Source organism: Aeromonas sp. sif2416 (assembly GCF_019218665.1).
Classification (GTDB): domain Bacteria; phylum Pseudomonadota; class Gammaproteobacteria; order Enterobacterales; family Aeromonadaceae; genus Aeromonas; species Aeromonas encheleia.
Window position 1 is genome coordinate 22,726 of sequence record NZ_JAHUXC010000007.1, and the last position, 21,110, is coordinate 43,835.

General features: G+C 61.9%; 16 protein-coding genes. 6 read left to right on the top strand and 10 right to left on the bottom strand.

Features of this window, described 5'->3' with window-relative positions:
- Positions 1 to 31 precede the first annotated feature (31 nt).
- The 4 genes from KW821_RS13930 to KW821_RS13945 all read right to left on the bottom strand — a co-directional run bounded on the left by KW821_RS13930 (position 32) and on the right by KW821_RS13945 (position 4,369).
- A complete protein-coding gene (locus tag KW821_RS13930) occupies positions 32 to 1,075 on the bottom strand; it encodes a M35 family metallo-endopeptidase (protein ID WP_218291872.1) in 1,044 nt (347 codons plus the stop codon).
- Positions 1,076 to 1,344: 269 nt separating this feature from the next.
- On the bottom strand, positions 1,345 to 1,989 hold the full coding sequence (locus tag KW821_RS13935; RefSeq protein WP_218291873.1) for a DUF2913 family protein: 645 nt from the start codon (positions 1,987 to 1,989) through the stop codon (positions 1,345 to 1,347).
- 101 nt (positions 1,990 to 2,090) lie between these two features.
- Positions 2,091 to 3,386, bottom strand: coding sequence for a DEAD/DEAH box helicase (locus KW821_RS13940; RefSeq protein ID WP_218291874.1), 1,296 nt, complete (start codon positions 3,384 to 3,386; stop codon positions 2,091 to 2,093).
- A 332-nt stretch (positions 3,387 to 3,718) separates the two neighbouring features.
- Positions 3,719 to 4,369, bottom strand: a complete 651-nt coding sequence (locus KW821_RS13945; RefSeq protein ID WP_042654711.1) for a DedA family protein — start codon at positions 4,367 to 4,369, stop codon at positions 3,719 to 3,721.
- Between the two features lie 344 nt (positions 4,370 to 4,713).
- Here KW821_RS13945 and KW821_RS13950 point away from each other — a divergent pair, with 344 nt between their 5' ends.
- The 4 genes from KW821_RS13950 to KW821_RS13965 all read left to right on the top strand — a co-directional run bounded on the left by KW821_RS13950 (position 4,714) and on the right by KW821_RS13965 (position 8,697).
- Positions 4,714 to 5,673 (top strand): hypothetical protein, encoded by a 960-nt coding sequence (locus KW821_RS13950; RefSeq protein ID WP_218291875.1) that lies wholly within the window; start codon positions 4,714 to 4,716, stop codon positions 5,671 to 5,673.
- A gap of 453 nt (positions 5,674 to 6,126) precedes the next feature.
- Entirely contained in the window at positions 6,127 to 6,651 is a 525-nt protein-coding gene (locus tag KW821_RS13955; RefSeq protein WP_218291876.1) for a hypothetical protein, read from the top strand.
- A 402-nt stretch (positions 6,652 to 7,053) separates the two neighbouring features.
- Positions 7,054 to 7,626, top strand: coding sequence for a DUF4256 domain-containing protein (locus KW821_RS13960; protein WP_042654708.1), 573 nt, complete (start codon positions 7,054 to 7,056; stop codon positions 7,624 to 7,626).
- 213 nt (positions 7,627 to 7,839) lie between these two features.
- Complete coding sequence (locus KW821_RS13965) at positions 7,840 to 8,697, top strand: nuclease-related domain-containing protein (protein ID WP_218291877.1); 858 nt, start codon at positions 7,840 to 7,842, stop codon at positions 8,695 to 8,697.
- A 146-nt stretch (positions 8,698 to 8,843) separates the two neighbouring features.
- On the opposite strand, the gene KW821_RS13970 is transcribed toward KW821_RS13965, so the two are convergent.
- The 5 genes from KW821_RS13970 to carA form a co-directional block, all read right to left on the bottom strand.
- Positions 8,844 to 10,013: a DUF1615 domain-containing protein gene (locus KW821_RS13970; protein ID WP_218291878.1), complete on the bottom strand. Its 1,170-nt coding sequence runs from the start codon at positions 10,011 to 10,013 to the stop codon at positions 8,844 to 8,846.
- A 174-nt stretch (positions 10,014 to 10,187) separates the two neighbouring features.
- Positions 10,188 to 11,090 carry a GGDEF domain-containing protein gene (locus KW821_RS13975; RefSeq protein WP_218291879.1) on the bottom strand — a complete coding sequence of 301 codons (903 nt, stop codon included), beginning with the start codon at positions 11,088 to 11,090 and terminating at the stop codon, positions 10,188 to 10,190.
- A gap of 188 nt (positions 11,091 to 11,278) precedes the next feature.
- Positions 11,279 to 12,937, bottom strand: coding sequence for a 2-isopropylmalate synthase (leuA, locus tag KW821_RS13980; protein WP_218291880.1), 1,659 nt, complete (start codon positions 12,935 to 12,937; stop codon positions 11,279 to 11,281).
- A 552-nt stretch (positions 12,938 to 13,489) separates the two neighbouring features.
- On the bottom strand, positions 13,490 to 16,714 hold the full coding sequence (carB, locus tag KW821_RS13985; RefSeq protein WP_042654704.1) for a carbamoyl-phosphate synthase large subunit: 3,225 nt from the start codon (positions 16,712 to 16,714) through the stop codon (positions 13,490 to 13,492).
- An 18-nt stretch (positions 16,715 to 16,732) separates the two neighbouring features.
- Positions 16,733 to 17,869: a glutamine-hydrolyzing carbamoyl-phosphate synthase small subunit gene (carA, locus tag KW821_RS13990; protein ID WP_218291881.1), complete on the bottom strand. Its 1,137-nt coding sequence runs from the start codon at positions 17,867 to 17,869 to the stop codon at positions 16,733 to 16,735.
- 66 nt (positions 17,870 to 17,935) lie between these two features.
- On the opposite strand from carA, the gene KW821_RS13995 reads away from it, so the two are divergent.
- Positions 17,936 to 18,235, top strand: coding sequence for a hypothetical protein (locus KW821_RS13995; RefSeq protein ID WP_218291882.1), 300 nt, complete (start codon positions 17,936 to 17,938; stop codon positions 18,233 to 18,235).
- A gap of 284 nt (positions 18,236 to 18,519) precedes the next feature.
- On the opposite strand, the gene dapB is transcribed toward KW821_RS13995, so the two are convergent.
- Entirely contained in the window at positions 18,520 to 19,332 is an 813-nt protein-coding gene (gene dapB, locus KW821_RS14000; protein ID WP_218291883.1) for a 4-hydroxy-tetrahydrodipicolinate reductase, read from the bottom strand.
- 313 nt (positions 19,333 to 19,645) lie between these two features.
- Here dapB and KW821_RS14005 point away from each other — a divergent pair, with 313 nt between their 5' ends.
- Positions 19,646 to 20,992 (top strand): Na+/H+ antiporter NhaC family protein, encoded by a 1,347-nt coding sequence (locus KW821_RS14005; RefSeq protein ID WP_218291884.1) that lies wholly within the window; start codon positions 19,646 to 19,648, stop codon positions 20,990 to 20,992.
- Positions 20,993 to 21,110 lie beyond the last annotated feature (118 nt).

A 21,110-nucleotide genomic window follows, 5' to 3' on the forward strand; every position in this document is an offset into this window, starting at 1 on the left:
TCAAAAGGGGGCCTTGCGGCCCCGGTAGGGATCAATTTTCGCTCGGGGTATTCTCGGCGAAATACTCGTGATTGTCGGCGTTACCCAGCGCCTTCAGCGGATCCGTGCTCGCCAGGTTGCGGGCATTGGCCTGACCGTAACCCAGATCGTCCGTCCCTGCCACCAGGTTGAAGTGGCTCAGCTCGTGGACTATGGTGCCGGCGCGGGAGTCGGTGCCGGTGACGGGGGCGGTCCAGAAGCTCTTGCACAGGTAGACCTTGTAGGGCTGATCCGGATAGACGTAGGCGAAGTAGCTCTGCTTGCAGCCGCAGTCGAAGGTGAGCGGCTTGTTGTCTATTGCATCCTTGATCTTGCTGAAGTGGGTCTCGGCCTGATCCCAGCGAGAGGCATCATAGGCGCCAAACCAGCTGCGATAGCGCTGACCACTCGGCTTGTCCACCGCCAGGTAGCTGCTGGAGTCGTTGCTGATGGTGCCGGCCGCATCCAGCGCCGTCAGGATGTCGCTCTTCTGAGTGTTGGTGCAGCGCCCGCTGAAGCTGACCGAGGCGGTGACGGCCTGCGGCTCGGCCAGGGGGGCGGCCTTGGCCTGCACCCGCTCATCGTTCACCCCCTCCACCCAGAGACTGACGGCATTGGACTCGCTCGCCTGGGCCTGCTTGGCCTTGGCGGCCTTCGCCTCCTGCGGCAGGGCCGGCAACCGGTAGCGGATGCTGTATTGGCCCTGGGCGCTCATATCGTAGAGGCCAGACACCTCGGCCTGCAGCGTCAGGCTCTGGCCGGCCTTGAGCTGCTGGAAGTCCCTGTCGGTCGGTGCCGCCCGCTTGATCAGGGCCCCCTCGTAGCCGACCCGCTGGCCATCGCGCTCCACCAGGAACAGGGGCGCATCCTCGCTGCCCGGCAGTTGCCACTTGAGCAGACGGATGGGCTTATCCCCCGTGTTGGTCAAAGTCAGGTTGACCCGCACATCGTCCGTGCCGCCATCCACCAGGGTGAGCCTGGCATCGAGCCCGGCGGCGCAGAGCGGAGAGGCCAGCATCGCGGCCAGCAGCAGGGCAATTGGAGTTGCTTTCATCATGTTTCCTCATTCATTGAGTAGCGCCATCAGGCGGTTTACTTCCCTAAGGCCCTCTTTGGGGCCCACTCACCCTAGAGCAGAAGTTTTGCGCCACCATCTCACCATATGGGGGACGCCCCCCATCGGAGGGGGCACCTCGCAACCCCCTCGCCCTGCGACAGCATTGGGGGAGGAAACAGATGAAGGCGTCACTCGTCCCTGCCCTGCCTTTTGGCCATAAAAAACCCCGGCACAGGGCCGGGGTCATGGGAGCAGAGATGCTACTGTCGTCAGATATTGGCCTCGGCCAGCAGCGCCAGGGCGGGCTGGGCATTGGCGGGCACCAGTCGATACGCCTTGTGGTGCTTGACCAGGGTGGCCTTCTTGTCGCCCTGGCTCAGCAGCAGGCCCTGTGCAAAGGCCGCCCGTGCCAGTTGCTTCTCGTCACCGCGCACATAGAGGGTCAGCGGCTTGAGCAGCTCCCCTTCGGCGATATGCCCCTGATACTCGCTGGCCGAGATGACCAGGCTGGACTGACCCTGACTCAGCAGCCGCAGCTTGGCGTCCAGTTCGCTGTCGGTAAACACTAACCAACCCGCCTCTTCCAGCTCGGCCAGCAGGGCGGCGAGCCTGGCGCCCAGCTGCTCGGGCACCGCCATGGCACGGCCGTACTGGCAGACGATGCGCTCCAGCAGCCCCTTGAGATCGGCACCGGCCCCCAGGGTACGGCCCTGCTGGATCCAGCCTTTCAGATCCTCCATCACCAGCCGGGAGAAGCGCTTCTCCTTGAGGGAATCCGCCATCCAGGTGCAGAGGAAGTGGCTCTCCTGGGCGGGGGTGCGCTTGCCGGCCTTCTGCTCGGCGGTGCGCGCCAGCTCGGCCAGGCTCTGGGTGGCCATGTCGAACAGGGCCTGATTGTAATTGGGAGGGGTCATCACGGATCCTCAGAGAGACGGGCGGGTCATCAACAGCGTAAAGGCGCCACTGGCGCCTTTACGGGATGGGGGCTGCTGGCCCCCGCGCAGAGCTTGCCTGCTTATTTCGACTGACGGGGCTTCTTGGCGGCCGCCAGGCGCTTGAGGCGCTGACCCTGCAGCTTGGACTCCGCCATGGCCTGGGCGGCGGCGTTGTCGGCACGCTGGGGACGTTTGCCGAAGCGACGACGCTCATGCAGTTGCTGGATCAGTTCGTCACGGCTGCTCACCTCGTAGCCCGGCACCATGATGCGGCGGATCTTCTGGCCGATCAGTGCCTCGATCTCGATCAGGGTGCGCTCCTCTTCACGGCTGACGAAGGAGATCGCCATGCCGCTCTTGCCGGCGCGGCCGGTACGGCCGATGCGGTGGACGTAATCCTCGGCCAGGAACGGCAGATCGTAGTTGACCACGTATTCCAGATCCGGGATATCCAGCCCACGGGCGGCCACCTCGGTGGACACCAGCACCCGCACCTTGCCTTCCACGAATTCGCGCAGGGCGCGGCGACGGCTGCCTTGCGCCTTGTCACCGTGCACCACGGCGGCCTTGATGCCATCCAGGTTCAGCTCTTCCACCAGCACGTCACAGCTCTCGCGGGTGCTGGCAAACACCAGCACCTGTTGCCAGTTCTGCTTGCCGATGAGCTCGGACAGCAGCTCGCGCTTGCGCTTCTGCTCCACCGGATAGACGGTGTGGCTGACGGTGTCGGCGGTGGAGTTCTGCTTGTTGACGCTGATGATCTGCGGGCGGTCCAGCATCAGGTTGGCGAGCTTCTTCACCGCGTCGGAGAAGGTGGCGGAGAACAGCAGGTTCTGGCGCTGCTTGTTGACCGCTTGCAGGATCTGCTGCACATCGGCGCTGAAGCCCATGTCGAGGATGCGATCCGCTTCGTCAAGCACCAGGCACTCGACACCGGAGAGGCTGAGGTTGCAGGCGGTCAGGTGCTCCAGCAGACGACCCGGGGTCGCCACTATGATGTGAGCGCCCGCTTTCAGCTTCTTGGCCTGCACGTCTTGCTTGCCACCGCCCACCAGCGTCAGCACGGTGATCTCGAGGTACTTGGCGAAGTCATTGATGTTGTTGGTGATCTGCTCGGCCAGCTCGCGGGTCGGAGTCATGATCAGCACCCGGGCGTTGGACGGCTGCAGCTCGGCCGGCTTGTCCAGCAGGCGTTGCAGGATCGGCAGCGCGAAGGCGGCGGTCTTGCCGGTCCCGGTCTGGGCGCTGGCCAGCACGTCGCTACCACGACGGATGGTCGGGATCGCCTGTTGCTGCACAGGGGTCATCTCCTGATAACCGCAATCTGAGATGGCGCGCAAAATCTCGGGGGCAAAATCGAACGATTCAAATCTCATATTGGGTTCCTGTGTTCCAGCTGGGCTGTAGTTGGCTTAAGTGGCTTGAGCCGGCTTGTGGCGCGGCATCGGCGAGGCTTGCGGCCAAGGACGGCTGATTCTGACATAGCGTCAGAGAGTGAGCCGGAAAATGGCGGGCGCGAAGTGTAACAGATAGGCGTCACAAATTCCGCCTCAAATGGCCTGTATTTTCATTGTGCTCGGGAGGGGAGATGGCGAGCCACCGCGATCGCCTCGCCCGCCGGCCAGACTTGCCCTCGGCCAGAGGCTGGGTTGAACGCGCGCGACGAGGCAAAAGCGCGGCGGGCCAGGCGGCCCACCGCGGGGGAGGATCAGCTGGCCCGATCGCTCGAGCGCTTGCACAAGCGGAAGACGATGGTAGCGACGGCAACCACAAACAGCACGCAGGAGGTCATCAGCAGGCACTTGGTCAGCAGCTCGTGATACTGGGCGAAGAAGGGGGACAGCATGACGAAGCGGCCCACCAGCCCCAGCACCAGGGCCCAGAGGAAGGCGCTGGCGAAGCTCGCCATCACCAGCTTGAACCTGTCCAGATGACCCACCCCCATCAGCATGGGGGTCAGCACCCTGACGAAGGGGATGAAGCGGGAGATGAACATGGCCCAGAAGCCGTACTTTTCCAGCAGACGGGTCGCCTTGGGCAGGCTGCCATCCGGGATCACCTTCTCCACCTTCTGCATGAAACGGGTGCCTTGCAGCGCCCTCCCCTGCAGATAGGCGATCAGACTGCCGCAGCCGGTCGCCAGCGGCAGATAGAGCAGCGGCACTTCCAGGCCGACCACCCCGAGCCCGACCAGGCCACCGGCCAGCAGCACCACGCTGTCGCCGGGCAGCGGCAGGAAGACGAAACTCGATTCGAGAAAGAGGATCACCACCAGGCAGGTGACGAGCAGACCCACGGCCTGCATATGAATAAGCTGTTCAAAATCCTGATGCCATATGGCATGCAGCATGTCCTGCATCTGGTCTGACTCCCGTCAACATAGTGCGAACCCGTCATGACGACCCAAGGGTCCTCACCCGGCAGTTTGTCCCTGTTGCCTCACCCCATACTTCCTGTGGGATGACCGTTATACACCGGTCGAACTGAACAAGAAATTAATGTCCGTCATGTTATGCGCACATTTCCTCGCCAGAAGGCGCACCCAGCCTTGCGGCGCGGGCGGCCTCGGTGGGCGGCAGACGGCGGCGCTGCCCCGTTGGACGATAATATTGTCAGTTGACACAACGACTTGGCTGCCAAGGGGAATAAAAACCGTTACAGTGTAAAAGTTCCTCATCGGACGAGGACATCACGGAGCAAGGTATGGCGCTGATCCCCTCTTCTTACGGCAGAATTCTCTCACTGACTGGCCTCGGGCTGTTCAGCCTGGCGGCCCAGGCCAACGATGGGTCCATCATTCAGCAGCGCGCCAATGCCGTTGTCTCCCTGATGAGCTTCGCCGTGGTGCCCGACATCACCGCCAGCAACCTGGATATCGGCAGCAGCACCAATGAACAGGCGGCGCTGACCATCACCCAGCTCGGCGGCGGCGCCACCATGAGCGAGGGATTCCCCATCTATCTGGAGGGCACCCTGGGTTACAGCCGCTACGACCCCCAGTTCGTGTTCAGTGATGGCAATGAGACGCGCACCATCCCGGTCAAGTGGAACAGCCTGAGCGCCACCGGTGGCATCGGCTGGGACTTCAGCCTGCACCGTGACCGCTGGGGCGGCAACCTGGTGCTGCGCCCCATCGGCAACTTCACCCTGGGGACAGTGGCCAGCGATCTGCGCATCGGCGCCGCCTTCATCTCTCACAAGACGGGCAAGAACCTCGATTTTCTCGACGGCGGCCGGCTCAACGTCTATGGCCTGGGGGGATCGCTGATGCTCGACTACGAGCTGTTCTCCAAGAGTCAGGACATAGATGCGGAGCTGCGCTACTCCTATCAGCAGCTGCAGAGCTTCACCGGCACCGCCGACAGCATCACCGGCCAGGCAGAGGCGGAGAACCTGGGGCTCTATCTGCGTCGTCGCGCCCCCATGTGGGACTGGACCCTGCTGGATCGCCCGCTGCGCTATGTGCTGGAGGCGGCCCGCACCGAATACCTGGGCGAGCAGCGCGGCCTGCTCGGCTTCAACAGCCTCAACTCGCTCGGCCTCGGGCTCGAACTCGACAGCAGCAAATACGATATATTCATCAGCCGCACCCGGCTGGTCGGCCGTTATATGTTCAGCCACAACACCAGCGGCTATTCCGTCGGGCTGGCGATGAGTTTCTAACGCAATGGCGCATTGGCCGGTCTCAATAATGGCGGCGCCGTTACGCCATTCGTAAGATGCGATTCGCCCCGGATCTCGGTGAGTGTCACTCGGCCTGGGGACGCCATTCAATCATCCCTCGAGGCCAGGGCTCATGTTCCCCCGCCAGCAAGCCGCCATGATGGCCGACGCTTAGCCTTCGCTTGACCGTTGCGGCGTGAAGAGGGCGGCGACCGTGGAATGGACGCCGCCCCCACACAGCCGAATCAATGCCGTAAGATGCTGATATATTGGATTTATATTTTTTCACAGGTTTTTATTTCTGCGTATTTCGTTTTATTTTACTTCTTCCCCTCGCCTGCTAGATTGAGCCCCCGACAGGATGCAATAGATGGACGAGGCCGGCCCTGTCCTCCTCGTGCACATTGATGTCATTACCCGTTTTATTAACTGCTCGCTGTTTGAGGTTACTCTATGAAAAAGACCATGATCACCCTGTCTATGTTGCTGCTCGCGGGTGTTGCCCAGGCCCAGGTTCCGGATTTCAGCGCCAGCTGCCCGGGGAATATCAAGGCCCACGCCGAGTCTGGCGTCGTCTCCATCAATGGCAAGAATGCCACCGTCAAGAAATTCAGCCCCACCTATTACGAGGCGAAGTCTGGCAAGACCACCCTCTCCATCATGAACGAGGGTGGACTGAGCATCAGCTACACCGTCAAGCACGGTGGCAACGGCATCTGCCAGACCGAGCAGGCCGCGGTAGCCAGCACGGCCCAGGCCGCCTATAACGGCAGCAACAGCCAGACCAAGCCGGCGGAAAAAGCCTGCCTGAAGGCGGTGGCCAAGGAGAGCGGCGCCGCCCAGAGCTCGCTGATGATCGACTATGTGGCCGAATCCCAGGCCGCCACCGGCGTCGACATCAAGGTAGCCAACGATGCCAAGCTGTGGCGCTGCGTCAGCGATGCCCAGGGTCATGTACAGGGCATCAGCCGGGGTTAATCGCTCCTGGCGCCAGGCCATCTGACTCATGCCAGACGAATCGTCGACCCTATAGGCAAGACAACCCTTTCCAGTCAGGCCTTAGCGCCGTGCAGATCCAGGGCCCCTTTTTGGGGCTTTGTCATTTCAGGTATTCCCGCCTACTGCAGACAAGTACCGCTCCCCCTCGCGTCAACGAACCCCATCATGGGTTTTGCCAACACTCTCGCTGTGCAAGGGCGTGCCGTTGGCGCCTGCCCCACGGCAACGACTCTGGGCCATAATCTGTCGTCAAAGACACAAGTGGATAGGGTCATGCCGCAAATGCCCCTTCACGGGACGGCCCCATGGGCGCGATGCTATGCCGTATCCACTCTTTATCCACGAGCGGCGAGACGCTCCTATCTCGGAGGACGATGGATCATGAACCTGACCAAGCAGCAGACAGAGGCACTGCTCGCCATCTTGCAGACTCGCTTTGAGGCAAACATGCACCGCCATGCCGGGCTGGCGTGGTCGGCCGTGCAAGCCAGGCTGGAGGCGGCGCCCACGCAGTTGCGCTCGCTGCAGGCAATGGAGGATACGGGCGGCGAGCCGGACGTCATCGGCCAGGATGAGCACGGGGCCTTCCTCTTCTGTGACTGCAGCGCAGAGAGTCCCGCCGGGCGCAGAAGCCTCTGCTATGACAGAGCGGCACTGGAGTCCAGAAAGGAGAACCGGCCGGAAGGCAGTGCCATGGAGATGGCCGCGGCCATGGGCATCGACTTGCTGACGGAGTCAGAATATCGGGCACTGCAACGGCTTGGCGGCTTCGATGCCAAGACCTCGAGCTGGGTCAAGACCCCCGCCGACATCAGGCAACTAGGTGGCGCCCTGTTCTGCGATCGCCGCTATGGCCAGGTGTTCCTCTATCACAACGGCGCCCAGTCTTACTACGCCGCCAGAGGCTTTCGCGGCCTGTTGCGGATCCAGGTACAAATCTGCGACAACGACTGAGCCAGTTAAAGAGCGGCACCTCGAGCATTGGGATCAAACTAGGCATGCCTCCGGATAGACTGGCTATTTACCCGCTATATTCCACCAGTCACCACTTCTTGTAGCCGGTAAACGGGGTGATACCTTCCGGGCTATCCAGGATATCCCAAGTGCCGCAGCCTGATTACTATCGAGGCTTAACCCTTAAGCAAGCTCCCATGGAGAGTCGATGAAATGGACTTCACTCCCGTTATTACCTTGCTGCTTGCTCAGCTCTGGTATCTGCTGCCACTGTTACTGATTGCCACCGTGATAAAAACCCCCTGGTTCAAGGGGATGGTGGGGGAATGGTTTCTCAATCTCTCGATCCGGCTATTTCTCGACAAGCGAGACTACCGACTACTCAAGAACCTGACCCTGCCGACCGAAGATGGCTCCACCCAGATCGATCACATCATTGTCTCCCGCTACGGGGTCTTCGTGATTGAAACCAAGAATATGAAGGGGTGGATCTTCGGTAATCCTGCACACAAGCACTGGACTCAGCAGATCTACCGCCGCAAGCACAGCTTCCAGAACCCCCTGCACCAGAACTACAAACATGTGATGACGCTCAAGTCCCTGCTGGGGCTCGCGGACCATCAACTCCATTCGGTGGTCTACTTTATCGGCGATTGCACCTTCAAGACGCCGATGCCGGAGAATGTGCTCAACCGCGGCCTTATTCCCTATATCAAGAGCAAAACCACCCAGCTATTGCGCCAGGACGAAGTGGATAGGATAGTCGAGACCATCCAGCGAGGGCGATTGGCCGCCAACTGGCAGACTCATAAACAACATGTGGCACGGCTCAAGGCACGCCATGGCATGGCCCCCATAAAATCCGTGGCACGCAATACATCCTCAGTTGACCATGACAAACGCACCGCTGAGCCAGGCACTATCGAGACCATCCATGCCGTCCCCGCATGTCCTAAATGCGGCAACCCCATGATCTTGCGTACCGCCAGTCGAGGGGAAAATAAGGGCAACCCGTTTTGGGGTTGTAGCGGGTATCCAAAGTGCAGAGGCGTTGTCTCGTCCTCACCTTAATGACGCTGTCTGAAGGCCAACTGTCTGAACATAGAGAGAGTCATAGCCTCCAACACCCTTGAGCCAACAGACACTCTGCGTTGCTCAAGAGCTACCCCAACAAAAACAAGGGCGGCCATTGGCCGCCCTTGTTTTCCCCTATGTGGTCATTGAATGGCCGCCATGCGCTTGACGCAACGCTGCTCCCTGTCATCCACCCGCTTGGCGAACCAGGCGGTGGTGAGGTTGCGGGTGATCTTGGGGCTCTTGAGCTGGATGCCGGGCAGCACGGCGCGGGGTTGCCGCTTGCCCGCCTGCTGATCGGCCAGGGTGAAGATCCTGTGGTAGAGGTCGGTCTGGGCAAACTCGGCGCTGTCCCCTGTGCGCAGGCTCTGGTGGATCGCCTGCTTGCTCATGTTGATCCGGCTGGCGATGCCGTGGACCGCGAGCTCGGTGTTGCCGGGCAGGTCGGAGTCGTAGCGGATGAGATCCCCATCCAGCGCCAGGGTCTTGCCGCTCACCCGGCTGACGGCGGCCTGGAAGGCGGCGTTGCGGCTCGCGTACCAGCCGGCATTGAAGTCGGCGAAGCGATAGAGGGTATCAGGGTAATCGGCGGGGTAGCCGAAGATGTGCTTGGTGCCAAACCAGATGCCGCCACGGCGGGTGAAGACTTCGTGACGGATGCTCTCCTTGACGGAATAGGGGTAGCCCCGGACGTTGGCCTCGGCGAAGGCGATACTGACCTGCATGGGGCCGCCGGTGTGCACCGGGTTCATGTTGCCAAACAGGGTCTTGCCCATGGGCACTGTGCCTATCATGTCCTCGAAGATCAGGCTCATCTCCCGCTCGGTACGCAACTTGTCGATGCGCTCGGCATAAGACTTGCCGGTGGGGGACTCGATGCCGAGGGCCGTGCGCACCACAAACTCGGGGATCAGCAGCTTGGCCGCCCGCCGGTTGATCTCCTTCCAGGCGATCTTGCCAAGGCCGGGCACCACGGGATCCGCCTGATAGGTCGCCTCCTGCTCCGCCACCGCCAACACGCTGCAGACGTTGTGATCGCTCACCGCTATGCCCTGGGTCGAGAGCGCGGTCACCACGTCATTGGCCCAGCCCTGCTTGTCAGACACGTTGGCGGGCAGGAAGCGCACTATGCGGCTCTTCATATCGGCCGGCTTGCGCGGCTGCATGGCCTTGGGTTGTTTGGCCTGTTGCTGAGCGCTGGCGGCGTCCTGCGCCGGGGCCGTCGGCTCGCTGGCACAGCCCGCCAGCAAGGCGGCCATCAGCAGCGGCAGGGCGAGCAGGCGCCCCGTGGAGAAGGAGGAGAGAGGGATCATGAAGGCTTCCGCTAAAGAGACAAGGCGCCGGGCGGCTCGCGCATCATCGATGCAAGGGGGCCCCGAACGCAAACAGGCGGCCATTGTAGTGGATCGGGTGGGCAATCTGAAGGCAGCCGTTCAATCGCGTCCATTTTCGGCTGCCCGCCCCACGGCACCTGCCAGGGCCCGTCGTCACGCCAGCTCAACCCGGTTGCGACCCAGGTGCTTGGCCCGATAGAGGGCGAGATCGGTGCGCCGGAAAAGGGCTTCGACAGCCTCCCCGGCATGGCAGACACCGACGGCTATGCTCACGGTAAACCGCACCCCGTCCCCCGAGACCAGCGCCTCGGTGGCGCGCCTCATCTGCTCCGCCAGGGCATGGGCCTGCTCGGCCGGGGTGCCGGGCAGCCAGAGGGCAAACTCCTCCCCGCCCAGCCGCGCCACCACCCCATTCGGCGGACAGTGCTGGCGCAGCAGGCAGCCGAACTCCCGCAACACCTTGTCACCTATGCCGTGGCCATAACGATCGTTGATCTGCTTGAAGTGATCCAGATCCAGCAGCAGCAGCGGGGTCCCCGCCTCGGCACGGGCCTCCAGCACGGAGCGAAACGAGCGGCGATTGGATAGCCCGGTCAGTTCATCCGACATGGCCAGCGACGCCAGCCTAAGGTGGGTGCCGTGCATCTGTTGCAGCAACAGCAGCACTCCCCAGGCCGTGGCCAACATGCCGAGGGAGCGCAGGCTGTCTTCGACCGTGGAGAGCCACCAGGGCTGGAAGTAGGCCTCGTCCATCACATCGATGGCCCCCGAGACGAGCCACACCCCCAGGCCGGCAGAGAGGAAGAAGTAGGTCTTGCTGGAGATCTGGGCGCACTGCACGACCCAGAACATGAACAGCAGGGTCACCACGTTGATGGCCTCGGCCAGGGCACCTATGGTGCGCAGATGATTCTGCACCAGCCTGTCGAAACAGTAGGCATCCAGGCTGGCGACCAGCAGCAAGGAGCCCAGCAGGGCAAGGAGGACGCAGCGGCGGCAGGGGGAGAGGGAAAACAGTCTGGCCGGGTGTATGGATAAACTGGGGAGAGTCTTCATCGTCTTTCTGGCTCCTGAACGTCACTGTCCCTATCCCGATGCGACCGCTTTCGGACCGCCAGGCCAGTGCCCATTGTGAGCCGATATTTCCATAAAAAACAATCCCCTCACCACAGGGGTGAGGGGAACTGTGAGCGAGGCGAGGATGCGCTGCGCCGGGTCATGCCACGGGCACCCTCCCCATGACCTCAGGCACTCTGCCGCAGGGCACGGATCTGGGCCGCCCCATTGATCACCGCCTGCAGGGAGGCGTTGACCACGTCGCGGCCGATGGCGACCCCGCACATCCGTACGCCATCGACGCTGAGCAGCACATAGGCGGCGGCGCGGGACTCGGTGCCGGCAGAGAGGGCATGCTCCGAGTAGTCGAGCACGTCTATGTGCATCCCGGTCTGGCGCTCCCAGCCGTTGACCAGCGCGGTGATGGCCCCCTCCCCCTCGCCACACAGCTGCAGCGTGCCGTCCGGGGTCTGCAACTCCAGGCGCAGGCTCTCCTGGCTGTCGTGACCGAGCTGGAAGCGGCCGATGCGATAGCCGTGCAGCGGCTCGAGGTAATGCTGCTCGAACAGGGCGCGGATCTGCTCCGGGCTGATCTCGCTGCTGCTCGCCTCCGCCTGGGCCTGCACCCGGCGGCTGAAGTCAATTTGCAGCCAGCGCGGCAGTTGCAGGCCGAGATCTCGCTCCAGCAGGTAGGTGACGCCCCCCTTGCCGGACTGGCTGTTGATGCGGATCACCGCCTCGTAGCTGCGGCCGAGGTCTGCGGGATCGATCGGCAGGTAGGCCACATCCCAGAAGGCATCGGGTTTGGGGGCCGCCAGGGACTTGCGGATCGCATCCTGATGGCTGCCGGAAAACGCCGTGTAGACCAGCTCGCCGGCATAGGGGTGGCGCGGGTGCAGGGCTATCTGGGTGCAGGCGCCCACGGTGGCGACGATGGCATCCATGTCAGACAAGTCCAGCTCGGGATCTATGCCCTGGCTGTAGAGGTTCATGGCCATGGTGACTATGTCCATGTTGCCGGTGCGCTCGCCGTTGCCGAGCAGGGTCCCCTCGATGCGATCGGCCCCCGCCAGCACCGCCAGCTCGGCGGCGGCCACGCCGCAGCCCCTGTCGTTGTGGGTGTGGATGGAGATGCTCACCTCGGGGCGCGCCTTGAGGTGGCGGCAGAACCACTCCACCTGATCCGCGAACACGTTGGGGGTGCTCACCTCGACCGTGGCGGGCAAGTTGAGGATCATGGGGCGGGCGGCGGACCGCCACTCGTCGATCACCGCGTCACACACCTCCACCGCGAACTCCACCTCTGTGCTGCTGAAACTCTCGGGGGAATATTGGAAACTCCACTCGGTGCCGGGGTTGCGCGCCGCATGCTCGCGTACCCAGCGCGCCCCCTGCACGGCGATGGCCTTGACCCCCTCGCGCCCGCTGTTGAACACATAGTTGCGCTGGGTCGGGTTGACCGAGTTGTAGACGTGGACGATGGCGCGCCTGGCCCCCTTGAGCGCCTCGAAGGTGCGGGCGATCAGATCCTCGCGGGCCTGCACCAACACCTGTATGGTCACGTCGTCCGGGATCAGGTTGCGCTCGATAAGCTCGCGCACGAAGTCGAAATCGGGCTGGGAGGCGGCCGGGAAACCCACCTCGATATGCTTGAAGCCCACATGGACCATCAGCGCCCACATCTGCAGCTTCTGGGCCACCGTCATGGGTTCGACCAGCGCCTGGTTGCCGTCGCGCAAGTCCACGGCGCACCAGAGCGGCGCCTGCGTCATCACCCGGTTGGGCCATTGACGGTCCGCCAAGGCGATGACGGGAGCGGGGCGGTATTTGCGGTGATCGAAGCTCATATTCAGATTCCCTTGGCTGATGTCCTTGAGGCGCGGCGCCGTTGCGGGCGATGACGGTGAGCAACGACGCGACTGGGCAGGCACGCAGACGGGGTAAGGAGGGGGAAGCGGGTTGGCGCGGTAACGCTGGCCCTGACGGTTGCGTGGGTGGTAACCCCACAACCGGTTTCCTGTGGCCCTTCTTGATAAGAGGGGCCGGCCTGCGCTGCCGGATAAGCAGCTGGCCCTGATCCTCGCACCCCGCTGTTGCAGGCGCAGACGACCTTATGTGATGAGAAACCAGTATATAGAGGCGGGGCGGGTGAGTGATTGCAAAGATTGCGAGTAAAAGTCACCAAGGCGCAATTATTGTGTTTTTTATGCCATTAAAAGGGCGAATATCTCCCATCAAGGACGATATTCCCTCTCCCCTGCTCACCTCCGCCTCCATGCCAGAGGGCTGACCAGCCCGGCCAAAAACAAAAACCCCGCCATCGCTGGCGGGGTTGTTCAGGGTTCGCGTGTCTTGTGCAAAGAAGGAGGGGAGACTCCCCTGCCCTTGTTGCGCAATCCTTAGCGGTTTTTCACCTTCTGGTGCAACTCTTGCACCGAGTTCACATTGGCGGTGGCATCGACGCTGATGGCCATGCAGGTGGCGAACGCCTCATTCAGGGTGGTGGTATAAGCCACCTTGTGCTGCAAGGCCGCGCGGCGCAGCTGCTTGGAGTCCTGAATCGCCACCCGCCCTTCGGCGGTGTTGACTATGTAGGTGTACTCGCCGTTCTTGATGCGGTCCAGGATGTGCGGGCGACCCTCGTGCACCTTGTTGACCAGGCGCGGGTTGATGCTCGCCTCACCCAGGGCGACGGCGGTGCCGTGGGTGGCATCCAGCTCATAGCCCAGCTCCAGCAGCTTGGCGGCGAGATCAACGACCTGCGCCTTGTCGCTGTGACGCACGGACAGCAGGGCGCGACCCTCCTTCGGCACGGCGTGGCTGGCACCCAGCTGAGCCTTGGCATAGGCCTCGGCGAAGCTGCTGCCCACCCCCATCACCTCACCGGTGGAGCGCATCTCTGGCCCCAGCAGCGGATCCACGCCCGGGAACTTGGCGAAGGGCAGTACCACCTCTTTCACCGAGTAGTAGGGCGGGATGATTTCGGTGGTAAAGCCCTGGGATTGCAGGGACTGACCGGCCATGACGCGGGCGGCGATCTTGGCCAGCGGCGCACCTGTCGCCTTGGAGACGAAGGGCACGGTACGGGCGGCGCGCGGGTTCACCTCGATGAGGTAGATGTCGTTTTCCTTGACCGCGAACTGCACGTTCATCAAGCCCACCACGCCGAGCTCCAGCGCCAGCTTGCGTACCTGCTCGCGCATCTCGTCCTGAATTTTCTTGGACAAGGTATAAGGAGGCAGGGAGCAACCCGAGTCACCGGAGTGAATACCGGCCTGCTCGATGTGCTCCATGATGCCGCCGATGACCACATCGACGCCGTCGCAGATGGCATCCACGTCCACCTCGGTGGCGTCATCGAGGAAGCGGTCAAGCAGCACTGGCGATTCGTTGGAGACGCTCACCGCCTCGGCGAAGTAGCGACGCAGGTCGGTCTCGTCATAGACGATCTCCATGGCGCGGCCACCCAGCACGTAGGAGGGGCGCACCACCAGCGGGTAGGTGATCCGCTCGGCGGTCAGTACCGCCTGCTCCAGGTTGGTGACTGTGCCGTTTTCCGGCTGCTTGAGGCCGAGGCGCTCGACCGCGGACTGGAAACGCTCGCGGTCTTCGGCGCGGTCGATGGCATCCGGGCTGGTGCCGATGACAGGCACGCCGTTCGCTTCCAATGCCCGTGCAAGCTTGAGCGGGGTCTGGCCGCCGTACTGCACGATGACGCCCTTGGGCTTCTCGATGCGCACGATTTCCAGCACGTCTTCCAGGGTCACCGGCTCGAAGTAGAGGCGGTCTGAGGTGTCGTAATCGGTGGAGACGGTCTCCGGGTTGCAGTTGACCATGATGGTCTCGTAACCGTCTTCGCGCAGGGCCAGTGCCGCGTGCACGCAGCAGTAGTCGAACTCGATGCCCTGACCTATGCGGTTCGGGCCGCCGCCGATGATCATGATCTTGTCACGATTGGTCGGGGCCGCCTCGCACTCCTCGTCATAGCTGGAGTACATGTAGGCGGTGTTGGTGGCGAACTCGGCCGCGCAGGTATCGACCCGCTTGTATATCGGGAAGATGTTGTGGCGGGCACGCAACTTGCGCACCTCGCCCTCGGCCACGCCGAGGATCTTGGCCAGCCGTGCGTCGGCGAAGCCCTTGCGCTTCAAGGCACGCAGGAAGTCGGCATCGAGGCCGGCCATGCCGCGTTCTCTCACCTGCTCTTCCAGCTTGATGAGATCTTCTATCTGCACCAGGAACCAGGGGTCAATCTTGGTCAGCTTGAAGATGCCGTCCATGGAGAGACCGGCGCGGAACGCATCGGCGATGTACCAGATCCGGTCGCAACCAGCATCCTGCAGCTCGTGGCGGATGCGGGTCAGGGAGTCAGGGGCATTGAGGTCGACCATGGGGTCGAAGCCGGTCTTGCCGGTCTCGAGGCTACGCAGCGCCTTGTGCAGGGACTCCTGGAAGTTGCGGCCTATGGCCATCACTTCACCGACCGATTTCATCTGGGTGGTGAGACGGTCGTTGGCGCCGGCAAACTTCTCGAAGTTGAAGCGCGGAACCTTGGTGACCACGTAGTCGATGGCCGGCTCGAAGGAGGCCGGGGTGCGACCGCCGGTGATGTCGTTCATCAGCTCGTCCAGGGTGTAACCGATGGCGAGCTTGGCGGCGATCTTGGCGATGGGGAAACCGGTCGCCTTGGAGGCCAGCGCGGAGGAGCGGGACACCCGCGGGTTCATCTCGATGATGACCATGCGGCCATCTTTCGGGTTGATACCGAACTGGACGTTGGAGCCACCGGTCTCGACCCCGATCTCGCGCAGTATCGCCATGGAGGCGTTGCGCATGATCTGGAACTCCTTGTCGGTCAGCGTCTGGGCTGGCGCGACCGTGATGGAGTCACCGGTGTGGATGCCCATGGGGTCGAAGTTTTCGATGGTGCAGACGATGATGCAGTTGTCGTTGCGATCCCGCACCACTTCCATCTCGTACTCTTTCCAGCCGATCAGCGACTCATCGATGAGCAGCTCCTTGGTCGGCGACAGATCCAGACCGCGCTCGCAGATCTCGACGAACTCTTCGGTGTTGTAGGCGATGCCGCCACCGGAGCCACCCATGGTGAAGGAGGGACGTATGATGCAGGGGAAGCCGACCATCTGCTGCACGCCCCAGGCCTCTTCCATGTTGTGGGCGATGCCGGCGCGCGGGCACTCGAGGCCGATGCTCTTCATGGCGATGTCGAAGCGGCGGCGATCTTCCGCCTTGTCGATGGCGTCGGCGGTGGCACCGATCATCTCGACACCGAACTCGGCCAGCACGCCGTGCTTCTCCAGATCCAGCGCGCAGTTCAGCGCGGTCTGGCCACCCATGGTGGGCAGCACGGCGTCCGGGCGCTCTTTCTTGATGATCTCGCGCACCACTTCCCAGGTAATGGGCTCGATGTAGGTGGCATCGGCCATCTCGGGGTCGGTCATGATGGTGGCCGGGTTGGAGTTCACCAGGATGACACGGTAACCCTCCTCGCGCAGGGCCTTGCAGGCCTGGGCGCCGGAGTAGTCGAATTCGCAGGCCTGACCGATGACGATGGGGCCGGCGCCGAGGATCAGAATGCTCTGTAGGTCGTTACGTTTTGGCATGGTCTCTCTCTTTTCCTCTTAGGCGCGATACTGCTTGATCAATTCAATAAAGTGGTCGAACAGACCGGCACAGTCGTGCGGGCCCGGGCTCGCCTCGGGGTGACCCTGGAAGCTGAAGGCCGGACGGTCGGTGCGGTGGATGCCTTGCAAGGATCCGTCGAACAGGGAGACGTGAGTGGCGCGCAGGCAATCCGGCAGGTTGTGCTCATCGACCGCGAAACCGTGGTTCTGGGCGGTGATCATCACGGTATTGTCATCCAGGCTCTTCACCGGGTGGTTGGCACCGTGGTGGCCGAACTTCATCTTCATCGTCTTGGCACCTGAGGCCAGACCCAGCAGCTGGTGACCCAGGCAGATGCCAAACACCGGGGTGTTGGTATTGAGGAAGGCCTTGATGGCCTCGATGGCGTAGTCGCAGGGCTCGGGATCACCGGGGCCGTTGGAGAGGAAGATGCCATCCGGATTCATCGCCAGTACCTCGGCGGCCGGGGTCTTGGCCGGCACCACTGTCAGGCGGCAGCCACGGTCCACCAGCATGCGCAAAATGTTGCGCTTGACGCCAAAGTCGTAGGCCACCACGTGGTATTTGAGCTCATCGGCCGCCGGGGTGATGTGCCCCTTGCCGAGCTGCCAGCTGCCTTCGGTCCAGGCGTAGGCTTCGGCAACCGTCACTTCCTTGGCCAGATCCATCCCCTTGAGACCGGGGAAGGCGCGCGCCTGCTCGAGGGCGAGCACTTCATCAGCCTGCTTGCCGGCCAGGATGCAACCGGCCTGGGCACCCTTCTCGCGCAGGATGCGGGTCAGTTTGCGGGTATCGATGTCGGCGATGCCAACGATGTTGTGAGACTTGAGGTAATCGGAGAGGGATTGCTGACTGCGGAAATTGGAGGCAAGTATCGGAAGGTCCCGGATGATCAATCCCTGTGCGTGGATTTGACTGGACTCTTCATCTTCGCTGTTGGTGCCGGTGTTGCCTATATGAGGATAAGTGAGGGTGACTATCTGACGGGAATAAGAGGGATCGGTGAGGATTTCCTGATAGCCCGTCATCGACGTATTGAAAACCACTTCACCAACGGAACATCCCTCGGCGCCTATCGACACGCCTTTGAACACAGTTCCATCTTCCAGCACTAGCAATGCAGTGTGATTCAAGACAACCTCCAGTTATTTAGCTTTAAATTCAGCAATTTACCTGGGTGTTGCGGGTCCGGACGCTGTTTGAAACAGGGCTCAAACCCGGCAGATTTCTGGCAAATTGGGCGCATTCTACTTAAAAACGATCGCATTTCAACGTCTTTTCTCGTTTTAAATGCATCTAAATTCAATAAAAAAGCAACATTACCCATTATCTATGCACTTGATTGCTTTGCAACCCCCTCCCACAAAAGAAAAGCCAAAACCTGCTACAAAAGCGGCACCCTGTGCCACTCAATGTACAAAAATCAATATTTAATCCCTATAAAACAATGTTTTGTGATTTACAAAAAAAACTCATCAGACCTTAAACAGGCCATTTAATGGCAGAAAATTGGCTGATAAAAATAGAAAACGTTTTTCTGGTTTTGAATTTTTAGTCTTTTTTGCGTCATGTAAAAAAATGCGGGTACAGGGGAGATTGAGACCCTATCCCGTTACCCTTTGATGACATCTGCGCAATGAGGGCGGGAGGGGAATTTGATAAAGGTGGAATTTAGGCTGATTCGAAGAAAAATCGATGTGTAACCATCATTTATACAAAAAGGTACAAAAAACCCCGGCGCACCGGGGTTTGGCAAGATCTCGCGCGTAGCGCGCCCGGCCCCTTACTTCAGGTTGAGCACATCCTGCATGTCATAGAGTCCGGCGGCTTGGCTCCTGAGCCACTTGCCCGCCCGCACGGCACCATTGGCGAAGGTGAGACGGCTGGAGGCCTTGTGGCTGATCTCCACCCGCTCGCCGATATCGGCGAACATGACGGTGTGCTCCCCCACCAGATCGCCGGCGCGAATGGTGGCAAAACCGATGGTGTTGCGATCCCGCTCGCCGGTGATGCCTTCGCGGCCATAGACGGCGCACTCTTTCAAGTCACGTCCGAGCGTCTTGGCCACCACCTCCCCCATGGAGAGCGCGGTACCGGACGGTGCATCCACCTTGTGCCTGTGGTGCCCCTCGATGATCTCGATGTCGGTGTAGTCCCCCATCACCTTGGCGGCCTGCTCCAGCAGCTTGAACACCAGGTTGACGCCCACCGAGTAGTTGGAGGCGAATACGATGCCGATCTGGCTGCCAGCCTGTTTCAGGGCGGCCTTCCCGGCCTCGTCGAAGCCGGTGGTGCCGATCACCATCTGCTTGTGGTGCGCCTGGGCGAACGCCAGGTTGGCCAGGGTCACCTCGGGGCGGGTGAAGTCGATGATGAGATCGAAGTCATCGCGTACCTTGTCCAGGCTGTCGTTGATGCTCACCCCAAGCTTGCCGAGCCCGTTGAGCTCACCGGCATCGAGCCCTATCACGGCAGAGCCCGGCCGCTCCAGCGCCGCACCGACCACGGCGCCCTCGGCGTTGGTGATGGCCTCCAGCAGCACCTTGCCCATACGACCATTACAGCCCATCACGGCCACACGGATCGGATTGTCCATCTCCACCCTCTCATCTGTTTTTATGGAAAGATGACCGTTTTACCAGCCTGCGCACCCTTTGAAAAGCCCGGCGTGGCCGTCGTTATGAAGCCAACGAATAGACGGTATTTTTAATAAAATCCGAATATCAAACAGATTTAATTAAAAACACAGAATCACAACACAAAAACAGTTGTCCATCTGGACGTCTATCTTGACCGACAGGCCCCGACTCACTACTGTGGGCGCCCCATAGCGGCAGGAAGCCCGCCACGCTCACCCATTATCCGGGCTGGCTGCGACAGGGAGGTCATGTTCAACCACAGAGGAACACATGATCCAGACCCAACCCAGTGCCAGAGCCCTGCTGCCCCTCCTGGTCTTTCTCGCTCTCTTCATCGGTACCGGTACCTGGCTCACCCTGCAGGGGGTCGAATTCGCCTTCTATCAACTGCCCGCCCCCGTGGCCGCCCTGCCCGCCGTCATGCTGGCGCTGATGCTGGGCAAGGAAGGCTTCAACCGCAACCTTGAGACCTTCTTCAAGGGGGTGGGTGACAGCAACATCATGGCCATGTGCCTCATCTATCTGCTGGCGGGCGCCTTCGCCACCGTGGCCAAGGCCACCGGCGGGGTGGATGCCACCGTCGCCCTCGGCCTCTCCCTGATCCCGGGCTGGTTCCTGCTGCCGGGTCTATTCCTCATCTCCGCCTTTATTGCCACCGCCATGGGCACCTCCATGGGCACCATAGGGGCAGTGGCACCGGTGGCGCTCGGGGTCGCCCAGGCGACCGGCATCGATCCCGTGCTGATGGCGGGCACCATCCTCTCCGGCGCCATGTTTGGCGATAACCTCTCCATCATCTCCGACACCACCATAGCCGCGACCCGCAGCCAGGGCTGCGAGATGAAGGACAAGTTTCGCGAGAACGTCAAGATTGCCGCCCCCGCCGCCGTGCTGGTGATCCTGCTCTACCTGCTGCTGGGCTCCACCGGGGAGGCCCCCGCCGCCACCGCCAGCGCTGACTTGTTCAAGGTGATGCCCTACCTGCTGATCCTGGTGCTGGCGCTGGCCGGCATGAACGTGTTCGTGGTACTGGGGCTGGGTATCCTGGCCGCTGGCGCGGTCGGCATGATCAGCGGTTATCCCCTCGGCCAGTTCAGCAAGGATATCTATCAGGGCTTCACCAGCATGCAGGAGATCTTCCTGCTCTCCATGCTGATCGGCGGCCTCGGCGCCCTGATGGAGCGCCAGGGTGGGCTGGCCTGGATCAGCGCCCGCATCGCCGCCCTCATCGCGCGCTTCACCCGCGCGCACGATGGCGAGCAGAACGAGAAGGCGGCCGAGCTCGGCATCGCCGGGGTGGTGGGGCTGACCAACCTCTGCACCGCCAACAACACTGTGGCCATCATAGTCGCCAGCAAGGTGGCACGGGATCTGGCCGAGCAGCACGGCGTCACCCCGCGCCGCGCCGCCTCCATGCTGGATATCTTCTCCTGCGTGGTGCAGGGCTTAATCCCCTGGGGCGCCCAGGCGCTGCTGCTCGGCTCCATCTTCGCACTGTCGCCGCTCTCGGTGGTGAGCATGAGCTTCTACCCCATGGCGCTGGCGCTGGCCGCCATAGTGGCGGTGTTCGTCAAGCACCAGCTGCGCGCGGCGGCCGAGCCGTCAACACAGGCCTAAGCCACCTCCCCTGGCCGGGCACGCGCCCTGCGTGTCCGGCCAGATGCCAACCTGTCCCCTCCCGCTTTTCATCCCGTTTTGCCCTTGTTAAGGTAGCCTCAGAGCCCAACCCCCTCAC